15 protein-coding genes and 2 tRNA genes are annotated in these 14,338 nt (G+C 65.2%); 11 read left to right on the plus strand and 6 right to left on the minus strand.

Features of this window, described 5'->3' with window-relative positions; all coding sequences use genetic code 11:
• Nucleotides 1–30: 30 nt before the first annotated feature.
• The 9 genes from JIP62_RS00470 (at nt 31) to JIP62_RS00510 (ending at nt 4,853) form a co-directional block, all read left to right on the plus strand.
• Nucleotides 31–106, plus strand: a tRNA-Trp gene (locus JIP62_RS00470).
• A gap of 72 nt (nt 107–178) precedes the next feature.
• Entirely contained in the window at nt 179–466 is a 288-nt protein-coding gene (gene secE, locus JIP62_RS00475; RefSeq protein ID WP_201103023.1) for a preprotein translocase subunit SecE, read from the plus strand.
• 12 nt (nt 467–478) lie between these two features.
• A complete protein-coding gene (gene nusG, locus JIP62_RS00480) occupies nt 479–1,054 on the plus strand; it encodes a transcription termination/antitermination protein NusG (protein WP_201103024.1) in 576 nt (191 codons plus the stop codon).
• Between the two features lie 180 nt (nt 1,055–1,234).
• Nucleotides 1,235–1,666, plus strand: coding sequence for a 50S ribosomal protein L11 (gene rplK / locus JIP62_RS00485; protein WP_201103025.1), 432 nt, complete (start codon nt 1,235–1,237; stop codon nt 1,664–1,666).
• A gap of 4 nt (nt 1,667–1,670) precedes the next feature.
• Entirely contained in the window at nt 1,671–2,360 is a 690-nt protein-coding gene (gene rplA / locus JIP62_RS00490; RefSeq protein ID WP_201103026.1) for a 50S ribosomal protein L1, read from the plus strand.
• A 145-nt stretch (nt 2,361–2,505) separates the two neighbouring features.
• Nucleotides 2,506–3,009, plus strand: a complete 504-nt coding sequence (locus JIP62_RS00495) for a DUF2059 domain-containing protein (RefSeq protein WP_201103027.1) — start codon at nt 2,506–2,508, stop codon at nt 3,007–3,009.
• Between the two features lie 338 nt (nt 3,010–3,347).
• Entirely contained in the window at nt 3,348–3,863 is a 516-nt protein-coding gene (gene rplJ, locus JIP62_RS00500; protein ID WP_201103028.1) for a 50S ribosomal protein L10, read from the plus strand.
• A gap of 61 nt (nt 3,864–3,924) precedes the next feature.
• The gene (rplL, locus tag JIP62_RS00505) at nt 3,925–4,311 is read left to right on the plus strand and encodes a 50S ribosomal protein L7/L12 (protein ID WP_201103029.1); all 387 of its coding nucleotides are present in this window, start codon (nt 3,925–3,927) and stop codon (nt 4,309–4,311) included.
• Between the two features lie 143 nt (nt 4,312–4,454).
• The gene (locus JIP62_RS00510; RefSeq protein WP_201103030.1) at nt 4,455–4,853 is read left to right on the plus strand and encodes a hypothetical protein; all 399 of its coding nucleotides are present in this window, start codon (nt 4,455–4,457) and stop codon (nt 4,851–4,853) included.
• A 10-nt stretch (nt 4,854–4,863) separates the two neighbouring features.
• Here JIP62_RS00510 and JIP62_RS00515 read toward each other — a convergent pair whose 3' ends face one another.
• The 3 genes from JIP62_RS00515 to JIP62_RS00525 form a co-directional block, all read right to left on the minus strand.
• The gene (locus tag JIP62_RS00515; protein ID WP_201103031.1) at nt 4,864–6,813 is read right to left on the minus strand and encodes a M61 family metallopeptidase; all 1,950 of its coding nucleotides are present in this window, start codon (nt 6,811–6,813) and stop codon (nt 4,864–4,866) included.
• Nucleotides 6,814–6,905: 92 nt separating this feature from the next.
• On the minus strand, nt 6,906–8,000 hold the full coding sequence (locus JIP62_RS00520) for an ABC transporter ATP-binding protein (RefSeq protein WP_201103032.1): 1,095 nt from the start codon (nt 7,998–8,000) through the stop codon (nt 6,906–6,908).
• Nucleotides 8,001–8,055: 55 nt separating this feature from the next.
• Complete coding sequence (locus JIP62_RS00525; protein WP_201103033.1) at nt 8,056–8,973, minus strand: ROK family protein; 918 nt, start codon at nt 8,971–8,973, stop codon at nt 8,056–8,058.
• Between the two features lie 642 nt (nt 8,974–9,615).
• On the opposite strand from JIP62_RS00525, the gene JIP62_RS00530 reads away from it, so the two are divergent.
• Nucleotides 9,616–9,966: a hypothetical protein gene (locus JIP62_RS00530; RefSeq protein WP_201103034.1), complete on the plus strand. Its 351-nt coding sequence runs from the start codon at nt 9,616–9,618 to the stop codon at nt 9,964–9,966.
• 142 nt (nt 9,967–10,108) lie between these two features.
• Here the strand turns inward: JIP62_RS00530 and JIP62_RS00535 are convergent.
• Both JIP62_RS00535 and JIP62_RS00540 read right to left on the minus strand, forming a co-directional pair.
• Nucleotides 10,109–10,183 (minus strand) — tRNA-Val (locus JIP62_RS00535).
• A 63-nt stretch (nt 10,184–10,246) separates the two neighbouring features.
• The gene (locus tag JIP62_RS00540) at nt 10,247–11,536 is read right to left on the minus strand and encodes a dicarboxylate/amino acid:cation symporter (protein ID WP_201103035.1); all 1,290 of its coding nucleotides are present in this window, start codon (nt 11,534–11,536) and stop codon (nt 10,247–10,249) included.
• A gap of 167 nt (nt 11,537–11,703) precedes the next feature.
• On the opposite strand from JIP62_RS00540, the gene JIP62_RS00545 reads away from it, so the two are divergent.
• The gene (locus JIP62_RS00545) at nt 11,704–13,077 is read left to right on the plus strand and encodes a class II 3-deoxy-7-phosphoheptulonate synthase (RefSeq protein ID WP_201104437.1); all 1,374 of its coding nucleotides are present in this window, start codon (nt 11,704–11,706) and stop codon (nt 13,075–13,077) included.
• On the opposite strand, the gene JIP62_RS00550 is transcribed toward JIP62_RS00545, so the two are convergent.
• The gene (locus JIP62_RS00550) at nt 13,055–14,293 is read right to left on the minus strand and encodes an FAD-dependent oxidoreductase (RefSeq protein WP_201103036.1); all 1,239 of its coding nucleotides are present in this window, start codon (nt 14,291–14,293) and stop codon (nt 13,055–13,057) included. The genes JIP62_RS00545 and JIP62_RS00550 overlap by 23 nt on opposite strands.
• Nucleotides 14,294–14,338: the final 45 nt, after the last annotated feature.

A 14,338-nucleotide genomic window follows, 5' to 3' on the forward strand; every position in this document is an offset into this window, starting at 1 on the left:
AGTTCGCTCATGGGACTTCGGGATTTGTCTAGGAGTTTAGCTCAGCTGGTAGAGCACCGGTCTCCAAAACCGGGGGTCGTGGGTTCGAGTCCCCCAACTCCTGCCATCCTTCCCTCTGTCGCAACCGGTCGGGTCTTCCCATCTGGGGTGACAGGATCATGTGTTTGAAGAGACGATAATGGCCAAGGCCAAAACTCCGGGCGGTCGCCGTCCGGGACCCCAGACCGCCCCGGCGGGCCAGACGGTGACGGTGGACGCAGGTCCGGCCAAGCCGCGCGTCTCGCCGATGCAGTTCTTTGCCCAGGTCCGCGCCGAAGGGCGCAAGATCGTGTGGCCGAGCCGCAAGGAGACCTGGATCACCTCGGTGATGGTCTTCATCATGGTGCTGCTGGCTGCTGTCTTCTTCTTCGTGGTCGATTCGCTGCTGACCATCGCTTTCCGCGCTATTATCGCTTTCGGCTCGTAAGGAGACGCGCTCATGACCGACGTCGCGACCCCCGCGCCCGCCAATCCCCGCCACAAGTGGTACATCGTCCACGCCTATTCGAACTTCGAGAAGAAGGTCGCCGAGCACCTGCGCGATCAGGCGCGCCAGCAGGGCCTGGCCGACTGCTTCAGCGAGATTCTGGTCCCGACCGAGGACGTCGTTGAGATCCGCCGCGGCCGCAAGGTGAACGCCGAGCGCAAATTCTTCCCCGGCTATGTGCTGGTGAAGATGGAGATGACCGACGACGCCTATCACCTGGTCAAGAACACGCCCAAGGTCACCGGCTTCCTGGGCGCCGCGGGCGGCACCAAGCCGCTGCCGGTCAGCGAGCGTGAGGTCCAGCAGATCATCGGCCAGGTAGAGGAGGGCGTCGAGCGTCCCAAGCCCACCATCCGCTTCGACATCGGCGAGACGGTCAAGGTCATCGACGGACCCTTCGCCAGCTTCGACGGCCAGGTGGAAAGCGTGGACGAAGGCGCGGCGCGTCTGCGGGTTGCGGTGTCCATCTTCGGCCGTCCGACGCCGGTCGATCTGGAATACAATCAGGTCGAGAAGACCGCAGGCTAAGAGGCGAGCTCACGTCTCCCTCCCGCGCACTGGGAGGGAGAAGACGTTGCCCCCCATCCGCCCTTCTGCTACACGCGCGCCTCCCGTGGCTTCGGCGGCGGGACAAATCCGTGGGAGGCAGCCATGCCGGACCACGGCTCATCCGCCCCGATTGGGTTCGGGGCTCCATAGGAGAGACCAATGGCCAAGAAGATTCTGGGCTATATCAAACTGCAGGTGCCGGCGGGTTCCGCCACGCCTTCGCCCCCGATCGGCCCGGCCCTGGGTCAGCGCGGCGTGAACATCATGGGCTTCGTCAAGGAGTTCAACGCCCGGACCGAAACGATCGCCAAGGGCACGCCCCTGCCGACCGTCATCACCGTCTATCAGGACAAGAGCTTCACCTTCTTCACCAAGACGCCGCCGGCGACCTGGTTCCTGAAGGAAGCGGCCAAGATCAAGTCCGGTGCGGCCAAGACGGGCCGTGAGACCGCCGGCAAGGTGACCCGCGCCCAAATCCGCGAGATCGCCGAGAAGAAGATGAAGGATCTGAACGCCAACGACCTGGACGCTGCGTCCAAGATCATCGAAGGCTCGGCCCGCGCGATGGGTCTCCAAGTGGTGGAGGGCTAAGACCATGGCAAAGCAAACCAAGGCTCAGAAAGCCCGTACCGGCGTCACCCAGGACCTGGTGTCCTTCTCCGAGGCCGTGAAACTGGTCAAGGAAAACGCCAAGGCCAAGTTCGACGAATCCATCGAGATCGCCGTCAACCTGGGCGTCGATCCGCGTCACGCCGACCAGCAGGTCCGCGGTGTCGTGAACCTGCCGTCCGGCACCGGCCGTGACGTCCGCGTCGCCGTCTTCGCCAAGGATGCCAAGGCCGCCGAAGCGACCGCCGCCGGCGCCGACATCGTGGGTGCCGAGGATCTGTTCGAGAAGATCAACGGTGGCTTCATGGAGTTCGACCGCGTGATCGCCACGCCGGACCTGATGGGTCTGGTCGGCCGTCTGGGTAAGGTGCTGGGTCCGCGCGGCCTGATGCCGAACCCCAAGGTCGGCACCGTGACTCCGAACGTCGCCCAGGCCGTCAAGGACGCCAAGGGCGGTGCGGTCGAGTTCCGCGTCGAAAAGGCCGGTATCGCCCACGGCGGCATCGGCAAGGCCTCCTTCACCCAGGACGCCCTGGAAGCCAACGTGAAAGCCTATGTCGAGGCCCTGAACCGCGCCAAGCCGTCCGGCGCCAAGGGGACCTACGTCAAGCGCATCACCCTGTCCTCGACCATGGGACCGGGCGTGAAGGTTGATCCGGCCTCGCTGACGGCCTGATCCACAGCGCAAAACTGAGCAGGAAAGGGGCGGTGACCGCAGGGTCGCCGCCTCTTTTTTGTTGCGTGCGGCAAGGGTGGCCCTTGCCAGATCGGCTGCGGACCGGGACTGTGCTGAAGAAAGAGGTCTTTGGGGTGGTCCTGTGATGAGAGTGTTCGCCGTTCTGTTTGCCGCCGTTCTGATGGTGGCGGGACCTGCTCTGGCCCAGGATGAGGGCGCGTCGCGGCGGATGGCCCTGGCCGAGCGGTATGTTCAGTTGTCCGTGGGCGATCATCTGGCCGACGTTCTGGAAGCTCAGGTCAGGGACGAACTCCTGAAGACGGACAATCTGCCCGCCGCCGAGCGGGCCTGGATGGCCGAGAACATGCCCGGCATCTTGATGCGGGCCATGGAAGGGCTGATGGCCGACGTCGTGCCCCTGTATGCGGAACGCTTCACCGAGACGGAGCTGGAAGCTCTGGTGGCCTTTTTTGAAGGGCCCATGGGGCAATCCATCGCCGTCAAGCAGATGGAAGTCGGGATCGAAATGCAGGAGCTGATGACACCGGTGCTGTCTGCCTTCCTGATCGAACTGATGACCAAATACTGCGCCGAGTTCGCCTGCGATCCGAATGGCCTGCCGACGGCGAGCAAGAGCCGTACGCGATAAGGGCCCGCTGAGGACAGGACCGCTGCGAGCAGCGGTTGATTTTCGGCACAAGCGGTGTATAGAGCGCGCCTTCCCGTCGCGACTTCGGTCGTGATGGACCTGTCCGAGAACTTCGGGGCACGGGGGTCACCCGCGCCGTAATCGCCAGAGAGCCCTCTGGCACCGTGGGGAGATTGGTTCGCGAACGATCGTCGATCGACCGCCTTGTGCGGACGACGGCATCCGCCGCTTCCTTCGGACAATCTGACGACCCGAGCCGTGAGCGAGCAATCGCCTGCGTCCTGGGTTATGCGGCGTCGGGGCTGTTCCCGGCGTCGAAACCGCGAACGGAGACCGCTATGGACCGCGCTCAAAAAGCCGAGTCGATCGAGACGCTGAAGGGCGTCTTCAACGACGCGGGTGCCGTGGTCGTGGCCCACAACCTGGGCCTGACCGTCGCGGAAATGGAAGATCTGCGTGGCCGTCTTCGTAAAGAAGGCGGCGCGTTCAAGGTCGTGAAGAACCGCCTGGCTCTGAAGGCGCTCGAGGCCGCTGACGGCAGTCCGCACCATGCCCTGTTCAAGGGTCCGGTCGGCATCGCCTATGCCCCCGACGCCGTCACGGCCGCCAAGGTCACGGCCGAATACGCCAAGGGCAACGATCGCTTCGTCGTCCAGGGTGGCTTCATGGGCGACACCGTTCTGGACGCCAAGGGCGTGGACACCCTGTCCAAGCTGCCCTCGCTGGACCAGATCCGCGCGTCGCTGCTGGGCCTCATCAATGCGCCGGCGACCAAGGTCGCAGGCGTGCTGCAGGCACCGGCCGGCCAACTGGCCCGGGTGTTCAACGCCTATGCCACCAAGGACGCCGCCTAAGCGCCCCCTTCCATCTCCGCATACCTCCTAGAAAACCCAATCCATCCGAAGGAAGACTACAATGGCTGACCTCTCCAAGATCGTCGAAGACCTGTCCGCTCTGACCGTCCTCGAAGCCGCCGAACTGTCCAAGCTGCTGGAAGAAAAGTGGGGCGTTTCCGCCGCCGCTCCGGTCGCCATGGCCATGCCGGCCGGTGGCGGTGCCGCCGCCCCCGCCGAAGCTGCTGAAGAGCAGACCGAGTTCACCGTCGTCCTGCTGGACGGCGGCGACAAGAAGATCAACGTCATCAAGGAAGTCCGCGGCGTTCGTGCGGACCTGGGCCTGAAGGAAGCCAAGGACCTGGTGGAAGGCGCCCCGACCAACGTTGTCGAGAACGTCTCCAAGCAGCAGGCTGAAGAAGTGGCCAAGAAGCTGACGGAAGCCGGCGCCAAGGTGCAGGTCAAGTAAGCGGATTTCCCTCCCCTTCACGGGGAAGGAGACAAGACAGGACGGGCCGGGGGGCAACCTCCGGCCCGTTTTTCTTTGCATCCGGAATGGACAGGACCGGACGCCTGTGACCTCATCACGGCCTGATCCGACAGGGGATAGTCATGCCGAAATCGACCGCCGCCCTCATGCTCGCTCTGACTGCCCTGATCGCAGCGTGCAGCGAAGCCGAACAGAAGACCCCCTCTGCGCCTGAGGTGCCCGCCGCTCCGGCCGCCCCGGTGCCGCCGGTCAACGAGGGCCCAATGACCGCCGCGCGCGCGATCGCCCTGTTTGAGGGCCTGCCGACGGCCTGCAAGCCGATCGCCTCTCTGAAGTTCCAGATGAACCAGTGCGACCTGAAGCGCGGTCAGGGCAAGACGGATGCGGACCTGGCGACCGAGCTGCTCACCCTTCGGGGGGAATGGGCGGCCCTGTCGCCAGATCAGGTCATCACGCAGTGCACCGAAACCTTTGCCGCACTGGAGCGCACGCCTATGCCCCGCGAATGCTGGGGCATGTAGGTCCTCGCCCCTATCGCGATCGCGGTGCCAGAATGTCGCCGATGCGGTCGGGGGTGCCGGGGATACGCTCCAGCCGCGGATAGCGAAGTCCGTCGTGGTAGTCGAAGCTCACGGTGCGTTCGCGATCACCGTTGCGAAGGCCCAGCACGATGGGTTCGGTACCGCCTTTGGCCGCCGTCACGGCATTGCGCAGGGCCTCGGCCGAGCCGGGCTCACCATTGACCGTGGTCAGGGTCCAACCAGGGCCGACCCCCGCCTCGAACATCGGGCCGCCCCACCGGATGCCGGTGATGCGGGTACCCGACAGGTTGAAGCCCAGCGAATACTGGAAATTGTTGGCCAGGCCGCCGATCAGGCGCTGCTCGACCTCTGACGGTTCCTCGACATAGGTCAGGCGGTAGCCGCCACGCTCCAGACCATCCAGAGGTGCCTGTGCGTCCGGTCCCACGGCATCGAGCCGGCTCCGCAGGAAGCCGGCCCAGTCATAAGGATGGACGGCATTCAGCGCCGCCACGACATCCTCGAACCGATAGGGCCGAGCCTCCCACACGCCGTCCTCGATCCCGAAGAAGCCACGGGCGAAATCGTCCAGGGATTTGCGGCCGCCGGTCTCAGCCCGGATCAGGGTGTCGACATCCAGCCAGACCAGCAGGGCCTCACGGTAATAGTCGCCGGTGCCGCGCATCCAGGACGACCACGGATTGGTGGTGCGATAGCCGAGCAGGTTGTGGTTGGTCGTGTCCTGAAGGGGGCGCCACTCACGGCCCGGCTGATGATCGTAGAAGGCGGCAACGTCGGCCAGATTGACCAGAGCCTCTTCCTTGGAGACCAGACCGGCGCGGGCCGACAGAACCTCGCCCCAGTATTCGGTCTGGCCCTCATAGACCCACAGCAGACTGTTCTGGGTCGGCTCATTCAGATTGGGCGTCAGAAGATCTGCGGGGCGACGGAATTTGCCGTTCCAGGAGTGGACGAACTCGTGCGGCAGCAGGGTGCGCGAGTTGTAGTTGTCGGCCCAGCCTTCCTCGGTGAAGAAGCCGGGCGGGGCTGTGTTCTCGCTGGAACGGTGATGCTCCAGCCCGATGCCGCCCATGCGAGAGGTCAGGCCCAGCAGGAACTCGTAGCGGTCGAAGGGACGTACGCCGAACAACAGGTCGGCCTGATCCACCATGGCCTCGAACCCGGCCAGTTGCTCGGGCGTCGGGGCGATGGCGGCGGCATTGTCGGCGACGATATGCAGGTGCACCGGGGTGCGGCCGCCCGGATCGATGTCGATGCGGCGATAGTGGGCCCCGGCGAACAGGGGACTGTCGGCGAGCATCTCCAGGCTGATCGGAGCAAAGGTCGCGACGCCGTCGGCAAAGGAGGCGGTATCCAGGGCCACGCCATACTGCCACCCATCAGGCAGGCGGATCGAGGTCTGGAAGGTGATCTGGTCGTGGGCGTAGCCCGCCGGATAGAGCAGGGCCTTTTCCCATTGCAGGTTCAGCATCTCGGGCGTCATGACCACGCGCCACACGCTGTTGTCCGGCTGGGTCAGCCACTGGAAATCGACGGTGATCTCATCGACGCCCGCCGGGATGTCCAGGTGGAAGGCATAGGGGTCCAGGGTGTCGCGCTGCCATGCGATCCGTTCGCCATTGCCCATGACGGCCAGGCCCGCCACCAGCTGGATCGGACCGGTCGGCGCGTGATTGCCGGGAATGAATTTCGGATAGAGCAGGGTCAGGGGACCGGGGCCGGTCACCGGCATGGTTTGGCGCACCCGAACGATCTTGCGCTCCACGTCGCTGGCATCGACCTGATGCCGGATCACGCCGGGGTAGGGGCGGTCCAGCGGGCGAGGCACCGTGCGAACGACCCCGCTGGCATCGGGGGTGCCCTGCTGGGCCAGGGCCGGCGCGGCCGAGACCATCAGAAGCAAGGCCAGTCCGGTGGCAGGGAGGCAGCGATGAATCATGACGCAACTTTGCTGTAACCGCGGGGGGGAGCCTCAAGGGTCGGCTGAGGCCCGGCTCAGGTCAAGCTGTGCCATGGAGCCGAGGTGTCGCCTCAGAGCGCCAGGCGCCGAAAAGCCGTGCCGTCGGCGGCGAACAGATGGGCCTGATGGGCCGGGACATACAGGGTCAGGGCATCGCCGACCGCCGGGCGTACCTCGCCGGGCAGCTGGACCGTCAGTGTCTCGGTCGCCTGTCCATGGGCGGCATAGGCATAGGTGGCATGGCCCAGGGTCTCGACGAAGGCGGCCCTGGCCTGGATCGTGCCGCCACTGCCGCTCAGGGTCAGGTGTTCGGGGCGGATGCCCAGGGTCACCGCATCGCCGGGGCGGGCCTTGGCCGCATCGACCGCGACATTGATCACGTCGCCGCCCGCCGTCCGAACCGTCGCGCCCATGCCGGTCGCATCCAGCACCTCTGCCGCGATCAGGTTCATCTTGGGGCTGCCGATGAACTCGGCCACGAACAGATTGGCGGGGTATTCGTACAGGTCCAGCGGCGCGCCGACCTGCTCGATCCGGCCTGCCGACAGCACCACGATGCGATCGGCCAGGGTCATGGCCTCGACCTGGTCGTGGGTGACATAGACCATGGTGGTCTTTAGCTCGGCATGCAGGCGGGCGAACTCATACCGCATGCGAACCCGCAGGGCGGCGTCGAGGTTGGACAGCGGCTCGTCGAACAGAAAGACCTGCGGCTCGCGCACGATGGCCCGGCCGATGGCGACCCGCTGGCGCTGTCCGCCCGACAGGGCCTTGGGCTTTCGATCCAGATAGTCGGTGATGTTCAGCACGGCGGCGGCGGCGCGCACCCGGCGGTCGATCTCGGCCTTGTCCGTCTTGGCCAGGGTCAGGCCGAAGGCCATGTTCTGATAGACCGACATGTGCGGATAGAGGGCATAGGACTGGAACACCATGGCGATGCCCCGGTCGGACGGGGATAGGCCGGTGACGGAGCGTCCGCCGATCGCGATTTCCCCGGCGTCCAGCTCTTCCAGGCCGGCGATGGTCCGCAACAGGGTGGACTTGCCGCAGCCGGAGGGGCCGACGAAGACCACGAACTCGCCATCGGCGATGTCCAGATCGACGCCCTTCAGCACCTCGGTCGCGCCGAAACGCTTCTTCACCCCGCTCAGGCGCACATCGGCCATCGGTTTCCTGTCCCTGTCTTGTTTTGCAGTCAGCGTAACCGGTTACAGCGGCGGATCAACCGTCCGCCGCCTGACGGGCCAGTTCCAGCGCGCCCAGAAGGCCGGGCGGTGTCTCGACCAGGCCCGGAGCCACGATCAGGGTGTGCAGGTCGCGCTCGTGGGGCGAAAGGCCATAACCGGCCAGCATGGGCTCCAGCATGCGCCGGACATGGGCATGCAGGCTGGGCTGCTCGAACACCCCGCCGCCGATGACGATGCGATCCGGCCGGACGGTATAGATCAGGGTGCAGCACAGGGCGGCGACATAGTGGGCCTGCATCGCCCAGGCGGGATGATCGGGCACCAGATCCTGGGCCGGGCATCCCCATCGCGCCGCCATGGCGGGGCCCGACGCCATCCCCTCCAGACAGTCGCCGTGATAGGAACAGACCCCGGTGAAGTCGTCGCCCGGCGCGCGGGGCACCGGGATATGGCCCATCTCCGCATGGCCGCGCGCGATCAGCGAACGCCCCCCGGCGACCAGGCCGACGCCGATGCCTGTGCCGACGGTGACATAGGCATGGGTGTGGCATCCCTTCGCCGCGCCGTGGCGACCCTCGGCCATGGCGGCGGCATTGACGTCGGTGTCGATGCGCGTCGGCACGCCCAGACCGTCCCGCACGGCCGCCAGAATATTGACGTCTGACCAGCCCGGCTTGGGCGTGGAGACGATGCGGCCATAGGCAGGGGAGGCGGGGTCCAGGTCCAGCGGGCCGAAACTGGCGATGCCCGCTGCGGTGGGTGCGCCATGTTCGCGTCCGGCCCGGCCAAAGAATTCAAGAGTCTGCGATAGGGTGAGCGCCGGGTCGGCGGTCCCGATCCGCTCGCGCGCCAGGGTTCGACCGTCCGCTGTCGCGAGAGCACAGACGAATTTGGTACCCCCGGCCTCTATCCCCGCGAACCGCCGCTCATCGGCCATGTCGAACTCCTTCATGTCCACGCGACCTTCCAGGTCCGTTCACGGCAAGTCGAGGTGATTGCGGAAACTTTCTTGGAGGCAGGTCAGCCTGTAGCCATCCGCGCGACGGGGCAGGGACGCACCGTCCTGAAAACAGACATTCTCGAAGTCTGCTGAGGGTGGAAAGCGGACCTTGGCCTGAGCCAAACCCTAAGTGATAGTGATGCGGCAGAGCACGCGCCTACAATTGCCGTCGTCTGATCGCGTCCCTCGCAAGAATTGCTGCGTAGCCCACGAAATAAACGAACATAGCGATACCTCCCCACATGTTTCGGGGGTCGTTGAAATTAAACAGCTTTGGCCCTTCGATTACGAAGGCAAAAACAAGTATGCCGACTGGCGGAAACAGCCACGCCAACCTGTGCGCCAGCGATGGTTTCTGTTCCTTCATTTCATACCGCTCCTTCCTTATTCGCGAAGGATGCTCAGCATTCAGGGCATTTTGCAAAGCGTCCGCTCTGGGTCGGGAGCGGACAGCATAATAGGTGCAACAGGCGGACATTCGACTTTTGTCGATCCCAATGTCTAAGCTTCGTCATGCACAAAAGGCGATTACAGGTTCGATCTTGGAGGGCTGCGACGGTCGCCTACGTCGCCGGTCCTTTAATCGGCCTGACCGTGCTCTGGCTCGTCCTTTTGCCCACAGAGTTCGGCAACAGCCTGTCCATAAGCGTGCTCTGGCTCATTCTGACGGTCGGTGGCTGGATGTCACTGGCCGTAGAAATCTTCGTGATCACACCGCTTCTTATCGCTCATCAGCGATACCGCTGGGGCTGGCTGAATGGCTGGACCGGGACAGCTTTGGGCTTTTTTCTTGGAGCCGCACCTTGGCCGTTGATGCTTCTCGCATTTTCGGATTTGGACGTTTTGACAGTCGTGGCCGCGCTAGACATGGCTTGGAAGACAGGACTGGTCGGAGCAACCGCAGCCGTCGTTTTCCGGTTGCTGGCTGTTGCGCCGGTTGAATAGCCCGCCTGCAGGAATGTCCGCAGTGGTTCGGGCCCGGCTATCTGCCCTCTTCGCGAAAGCGGACCTTTGACTGCCGAACCTGGTAGCAACCCGCCATTCCGGGAAGCGATGTTCCCGACGACTAGCCAATGCCTGGAGAGAATGGTGGATGCTGCAGGGATTGAACCTGCGACCCCCTCGGTGTGAACGAGGTGCTCTCCCGCTGAGCTAAGCATCCATCTCGGGCCCGTGGTGAAACGGGAGGCGGGGACATAGCCCGGTCGCCTCGGGCTTGCAAGGGTCAGATGCCGGCGGCCTTGACGGTTTCGGGGGTCTCGGCGTCCGGGTCGCCGGGCAGCCAGGCGACGTGGCCGTCATAGATGCCCTGGTTCAGAATGTTTTCCTCCCTGGCGACCAGGACGGGGACCAGCATCTGGCCGGTGACATTGGTGGCGGTGCGGATCATGTCGATGATCCGGTCGATGGCGACGATATAGCCGATGCCCTCCAGCGGCAGGCCCGCGGTCGAGAGGGTCAGGGTCAGCATGACGATGCTGGTGCCGGGCACACCCGCCGTGCCCAGCGATCCCAGGACCGCCGTCAGGCCGATCAGGACATATTGGGTCAGGCTGAGGTCGATGTCGAAATACTGGGCGATGAAGATGGAGGCGATCGCCGGATAGATGGCCCCGCAGCCGTCCATCTTGACGCTGGCCCCCAGGGGCACGGCGAAGGCCGCATAGGCCTGGGGCACGCCCAGTCGCTCGACCGTCTGGCGCAGAGTAATGGGCAGGGTGCCCAGCGAGGAGGAGGTGGCAAACGCCGTCTGCTGGGCCGCGAAGGCCCCGCGAAAGAAGCTGGTGGCCTTCAGCCCATGCAGCTTCAGCAATCCGGAATAGACCACCAGGATGTGGAACAGGCAGGCGGCATAGATGGCGAGGATGAATTTCCCCAGCGGCAGCAGGGCCTCCCAGCCATAGCCCCCGACGACCGAACCGATCAGGCCAAACACGCCAAAGGGCGTCAGTTGGATGACCCAGCGGGTGATGCGAAAGATGATGGCCGCGCCCTCATCCACCAGACGCCGCACGCCCTGGGCCCGGTCGCCCAGCGCCACCAGGGCCGTGCCGACCAGGGCCGAGAAGAAGATGATCTGCAGCACCTTGCCCTCTGACAGGGCGGCAAAGGGATTGGTCGGGACGATGCCGATCAGAACGTCCAGCGGGGTGGGGATGACCCGGTCCTTGACCTCACCCAGCGGCAGGTTGGAAAGGCCGACGCCCGGATCGAACAGATGGCCGAAACCCAGACCGACCAGCACCGCGAGAAAGGACGTCGCCGCAAACCATGCGATAGTGCGTACGCCCAGGCGCACCGCCCCGACGCCTTCGCCCAACTTCGCGATCGAAGAGGCGATGGTGAACAGGACCAGGGGGGCAACCACCATCCGGATCAGGTTCAGATAGACGTCGCCGATCGGTTGCAGCCAGACCTCTGCTGCCGGACCCATGATCAGGCCCGCCAGAATACCCAGGGCAAAACCGGCGGCCGTGCGCTGCCACAGGGGAATGGCGAAGAAGCGGGCGATCATGGCGGCAAAGTCTCCGGCGACGGTCCGCCAATGTGTTGACTGGCAGCGCAATCCGCAACCGCTTCTGTTGCCCGGCAGCGACGGCGCACGCAAAGGAAGACGTCGAAACGCGATATTGACGCAGTTTCATTGTCCCTGAACCGTCACACGCCTATCTTGCCGCCATGATGACCCAACGCTGGACCCCCGATAGCTGGAGATCGAAGCCCGTCGTGCAGATGCCGACGGACTATCCGGACCCCGCCGCCCTGCTGCGGGTGGAAGACGAGCTGCGCGCCATGCCGCCGCTGGTCTTTGCCGGAGAGGCGCGCCGCCTGAAGGACCGGCTGGCCGACGTGGAGGCGGGCAAGGCCTTTCTGTTGCAGGGCGGCGACTGTGCCGAGAGCTTCAAGGAATTCTCGACCGACAACATCCGCGACACCTTCCGTCTGATCCTGCAGATGGCGGTGGTCCTGACGTTTGCGGGGCGCAAGCCGGTGGTGAAGGTTGGCCGGATTGCCGGTCAGTTCGCCAAGCCCCGTTCGTCCTCGGTGGAGCAGATCGGCGATGTCGAGCTGCCCAGCTATCGCGGCGACATCATCAACGGCATGGGCTTTACGCCTGAGGAGCGGGTGCCCGATCCCCAGCGGCTGATGAAGGCCTATAACCAGTCCGCCTCGACGCTGAACCTGCTGCGGGCGTTCGCGGGCGGGGGCTATGCGGACCTGTACAACATCCATCGCTGGACGATCGGGTTCGCCTCCGACAACGCTTACGGGGCCAAGTACCGCGAACTGGCCGACAAGATCGGCGAGGCCCTGGCCTTCATGGAGGCGGTCGGTGTCACGCCCGAGACCCATCCGGACCTGAGCCGCGTCGAGGTCTTCACCAGCCACGAGGCCCTGCTGCTGAACCTGGAAAGCGCGCTGACGCGGCTGGATGGCGGCACCGGCGAATGGTTCGACACCTCGGCCCACATGCTGTGGATTGGCGAGCGGACCCGCCAGCTGGACGGGGCCCATGTCGAGTTCATGCGCGGCATCAAGAACCCGATCGGCGTCAAGTGCGGCCCGACCATGGAGCCGGACGACCTACTGCCGCTGATCGATGCGCTGAACCCGGACAATACGCCCGGACGCCTGACGCTGATCGGGCGGTTTGGTCACGACAAGGTCGGCGACCGCCTGCCGCGCCTGATGAAGGCGGCCAAGGACCACGGCAAGCGCGTCATCTGGTCGATCGATCCGATGCACGGCAATACGCTGAAGGCGGCCAACGGCTACAAGACCCGACCCTTCGATCGCATCCTGGGCGAGGTGAAGAGCTTCATCGACGTGGCCGAGGCCGAGGGTGTCCACCCTGGCGGCGTGCATCTGGAGATGACCGGCCAGAATGTCACCGAATGCCTGGGCGGTGCCCAGAAGGTGACCGAGGACGATCTGTCCAGCCGCTATCATACCCACTGCGACCCGCGCCTGAATGCCGACCAGGCTCTGGAGCTGGCCTTCCTGGTGGCGGAGCGGCTGAAGTCCGGTCGCGTCAACCGGGCCGAGGCGGCCTGACCGGCGAAAAGACGGTGGCGGCGCGCGCGATCGTCGCCTCCGCATCGACCCTGTCCGGGGTTTCGTCCTCGACGCCATAGCCGAGCATGTCGCCCCCGCGCGTGCTCTGAACCACTATGCCATCGGCGCGCGAGACCACGACCACGCCGTCGTAATAGAGGCCGTAGTCGACCTCGGCCTGAGGCGCGAGCCAGGCGATCTGGCCGCGTACGGGGACTATGGTCTGGTCGTTCCACAGCGCCCGGGCACCGTATCCGGTGCAGTTTACCACAACCGTCTCTGGCAGGGCGGCGATCTCGGTCGGAATATGGAACAGCCGGGTCTCAATCCGGCCGCCCTGGGCCAGAACCTGCTCCATCAGGCGGCGCGCCAGTTCGGAGATGTTGAACTGCATCTGTGAACCGACGCGGGCCGATCCGACCGCAAAGGGCGTGGACTCGACCGGGATCGGGACGCTGCGAGGGGCCAAGCCTGCGATGCGGTCCCTGTACTCGGCAAAGCGCACCGGTGCGGGGCCAGTCAGCTTCAGCGGCCGGGAGGCCGGTCTGGTGGGACGAGAGGCGGCGGCCAGTTGATACTGGTCGCGAAACATCACCGGGTCTCCGTCTGTGCCCAGCCAGGTCTGATGGGTGGCAAAGCTCTCCCTGGCCATCCGCTCCCACAGCTGGGGGAAGTCGGGGGAGACCTTGTCGGCATCAGCGATGCGGCTGTCGGGGGTCCAGCTGCCCGTTGCCCGCATCGATCGGGTGAAGGGTGTCCGCTCCGCCGCATAGATGACGACCCGGGCACCCCGTCGCTGAAGCTGCAACGCCGAGGTCAGGCCCAGGGCACCACAGCCGATAACGGCGATGGTCGGCGTGCTTCCCATTTCCCCGGCCAGGGCCATGGCCTTGTCGGCGGCGATGGCGCTGGATCCCCAGGACAGCGACCAGCCGCTGCCACCGTGGCCGTAGTTGTGGACGACTTTCGTGTCGCCGATCCGCTCGACATCCAGGCGCGGGCCGGCGGCGCGGAAAGGACGCGTGCAGACCGTGATCCGAATGATCCTCTGCGGCGACATCTGGATCGGGGCGAGCCGGCGTGGTGCAAAGGCAGTGGCCGAAGGCCCGGTCGCCGTCCCCGAAGCAGTCGCGCAGCCCGCCACGCTGCCGACCAGTCCGAGCCCACCCAGACCGGCCAGTATCGAGCGACGGGTGTTCAGGGTCGCGCGGGTCATCGGCACCTCGAGATTGTGCGCTGCGAGCCTATCTTCCCGATCATG

Source organism: Brevundimonas vitisensis (genome assembly GCF_016656965.1).
Lineage (GTDB): Bacteria > Pseudomonadota > Alphaproteobacteria > Caulobacterales > Caulobacteraceae > Brevundimonas > Brevundimonas vitisensis.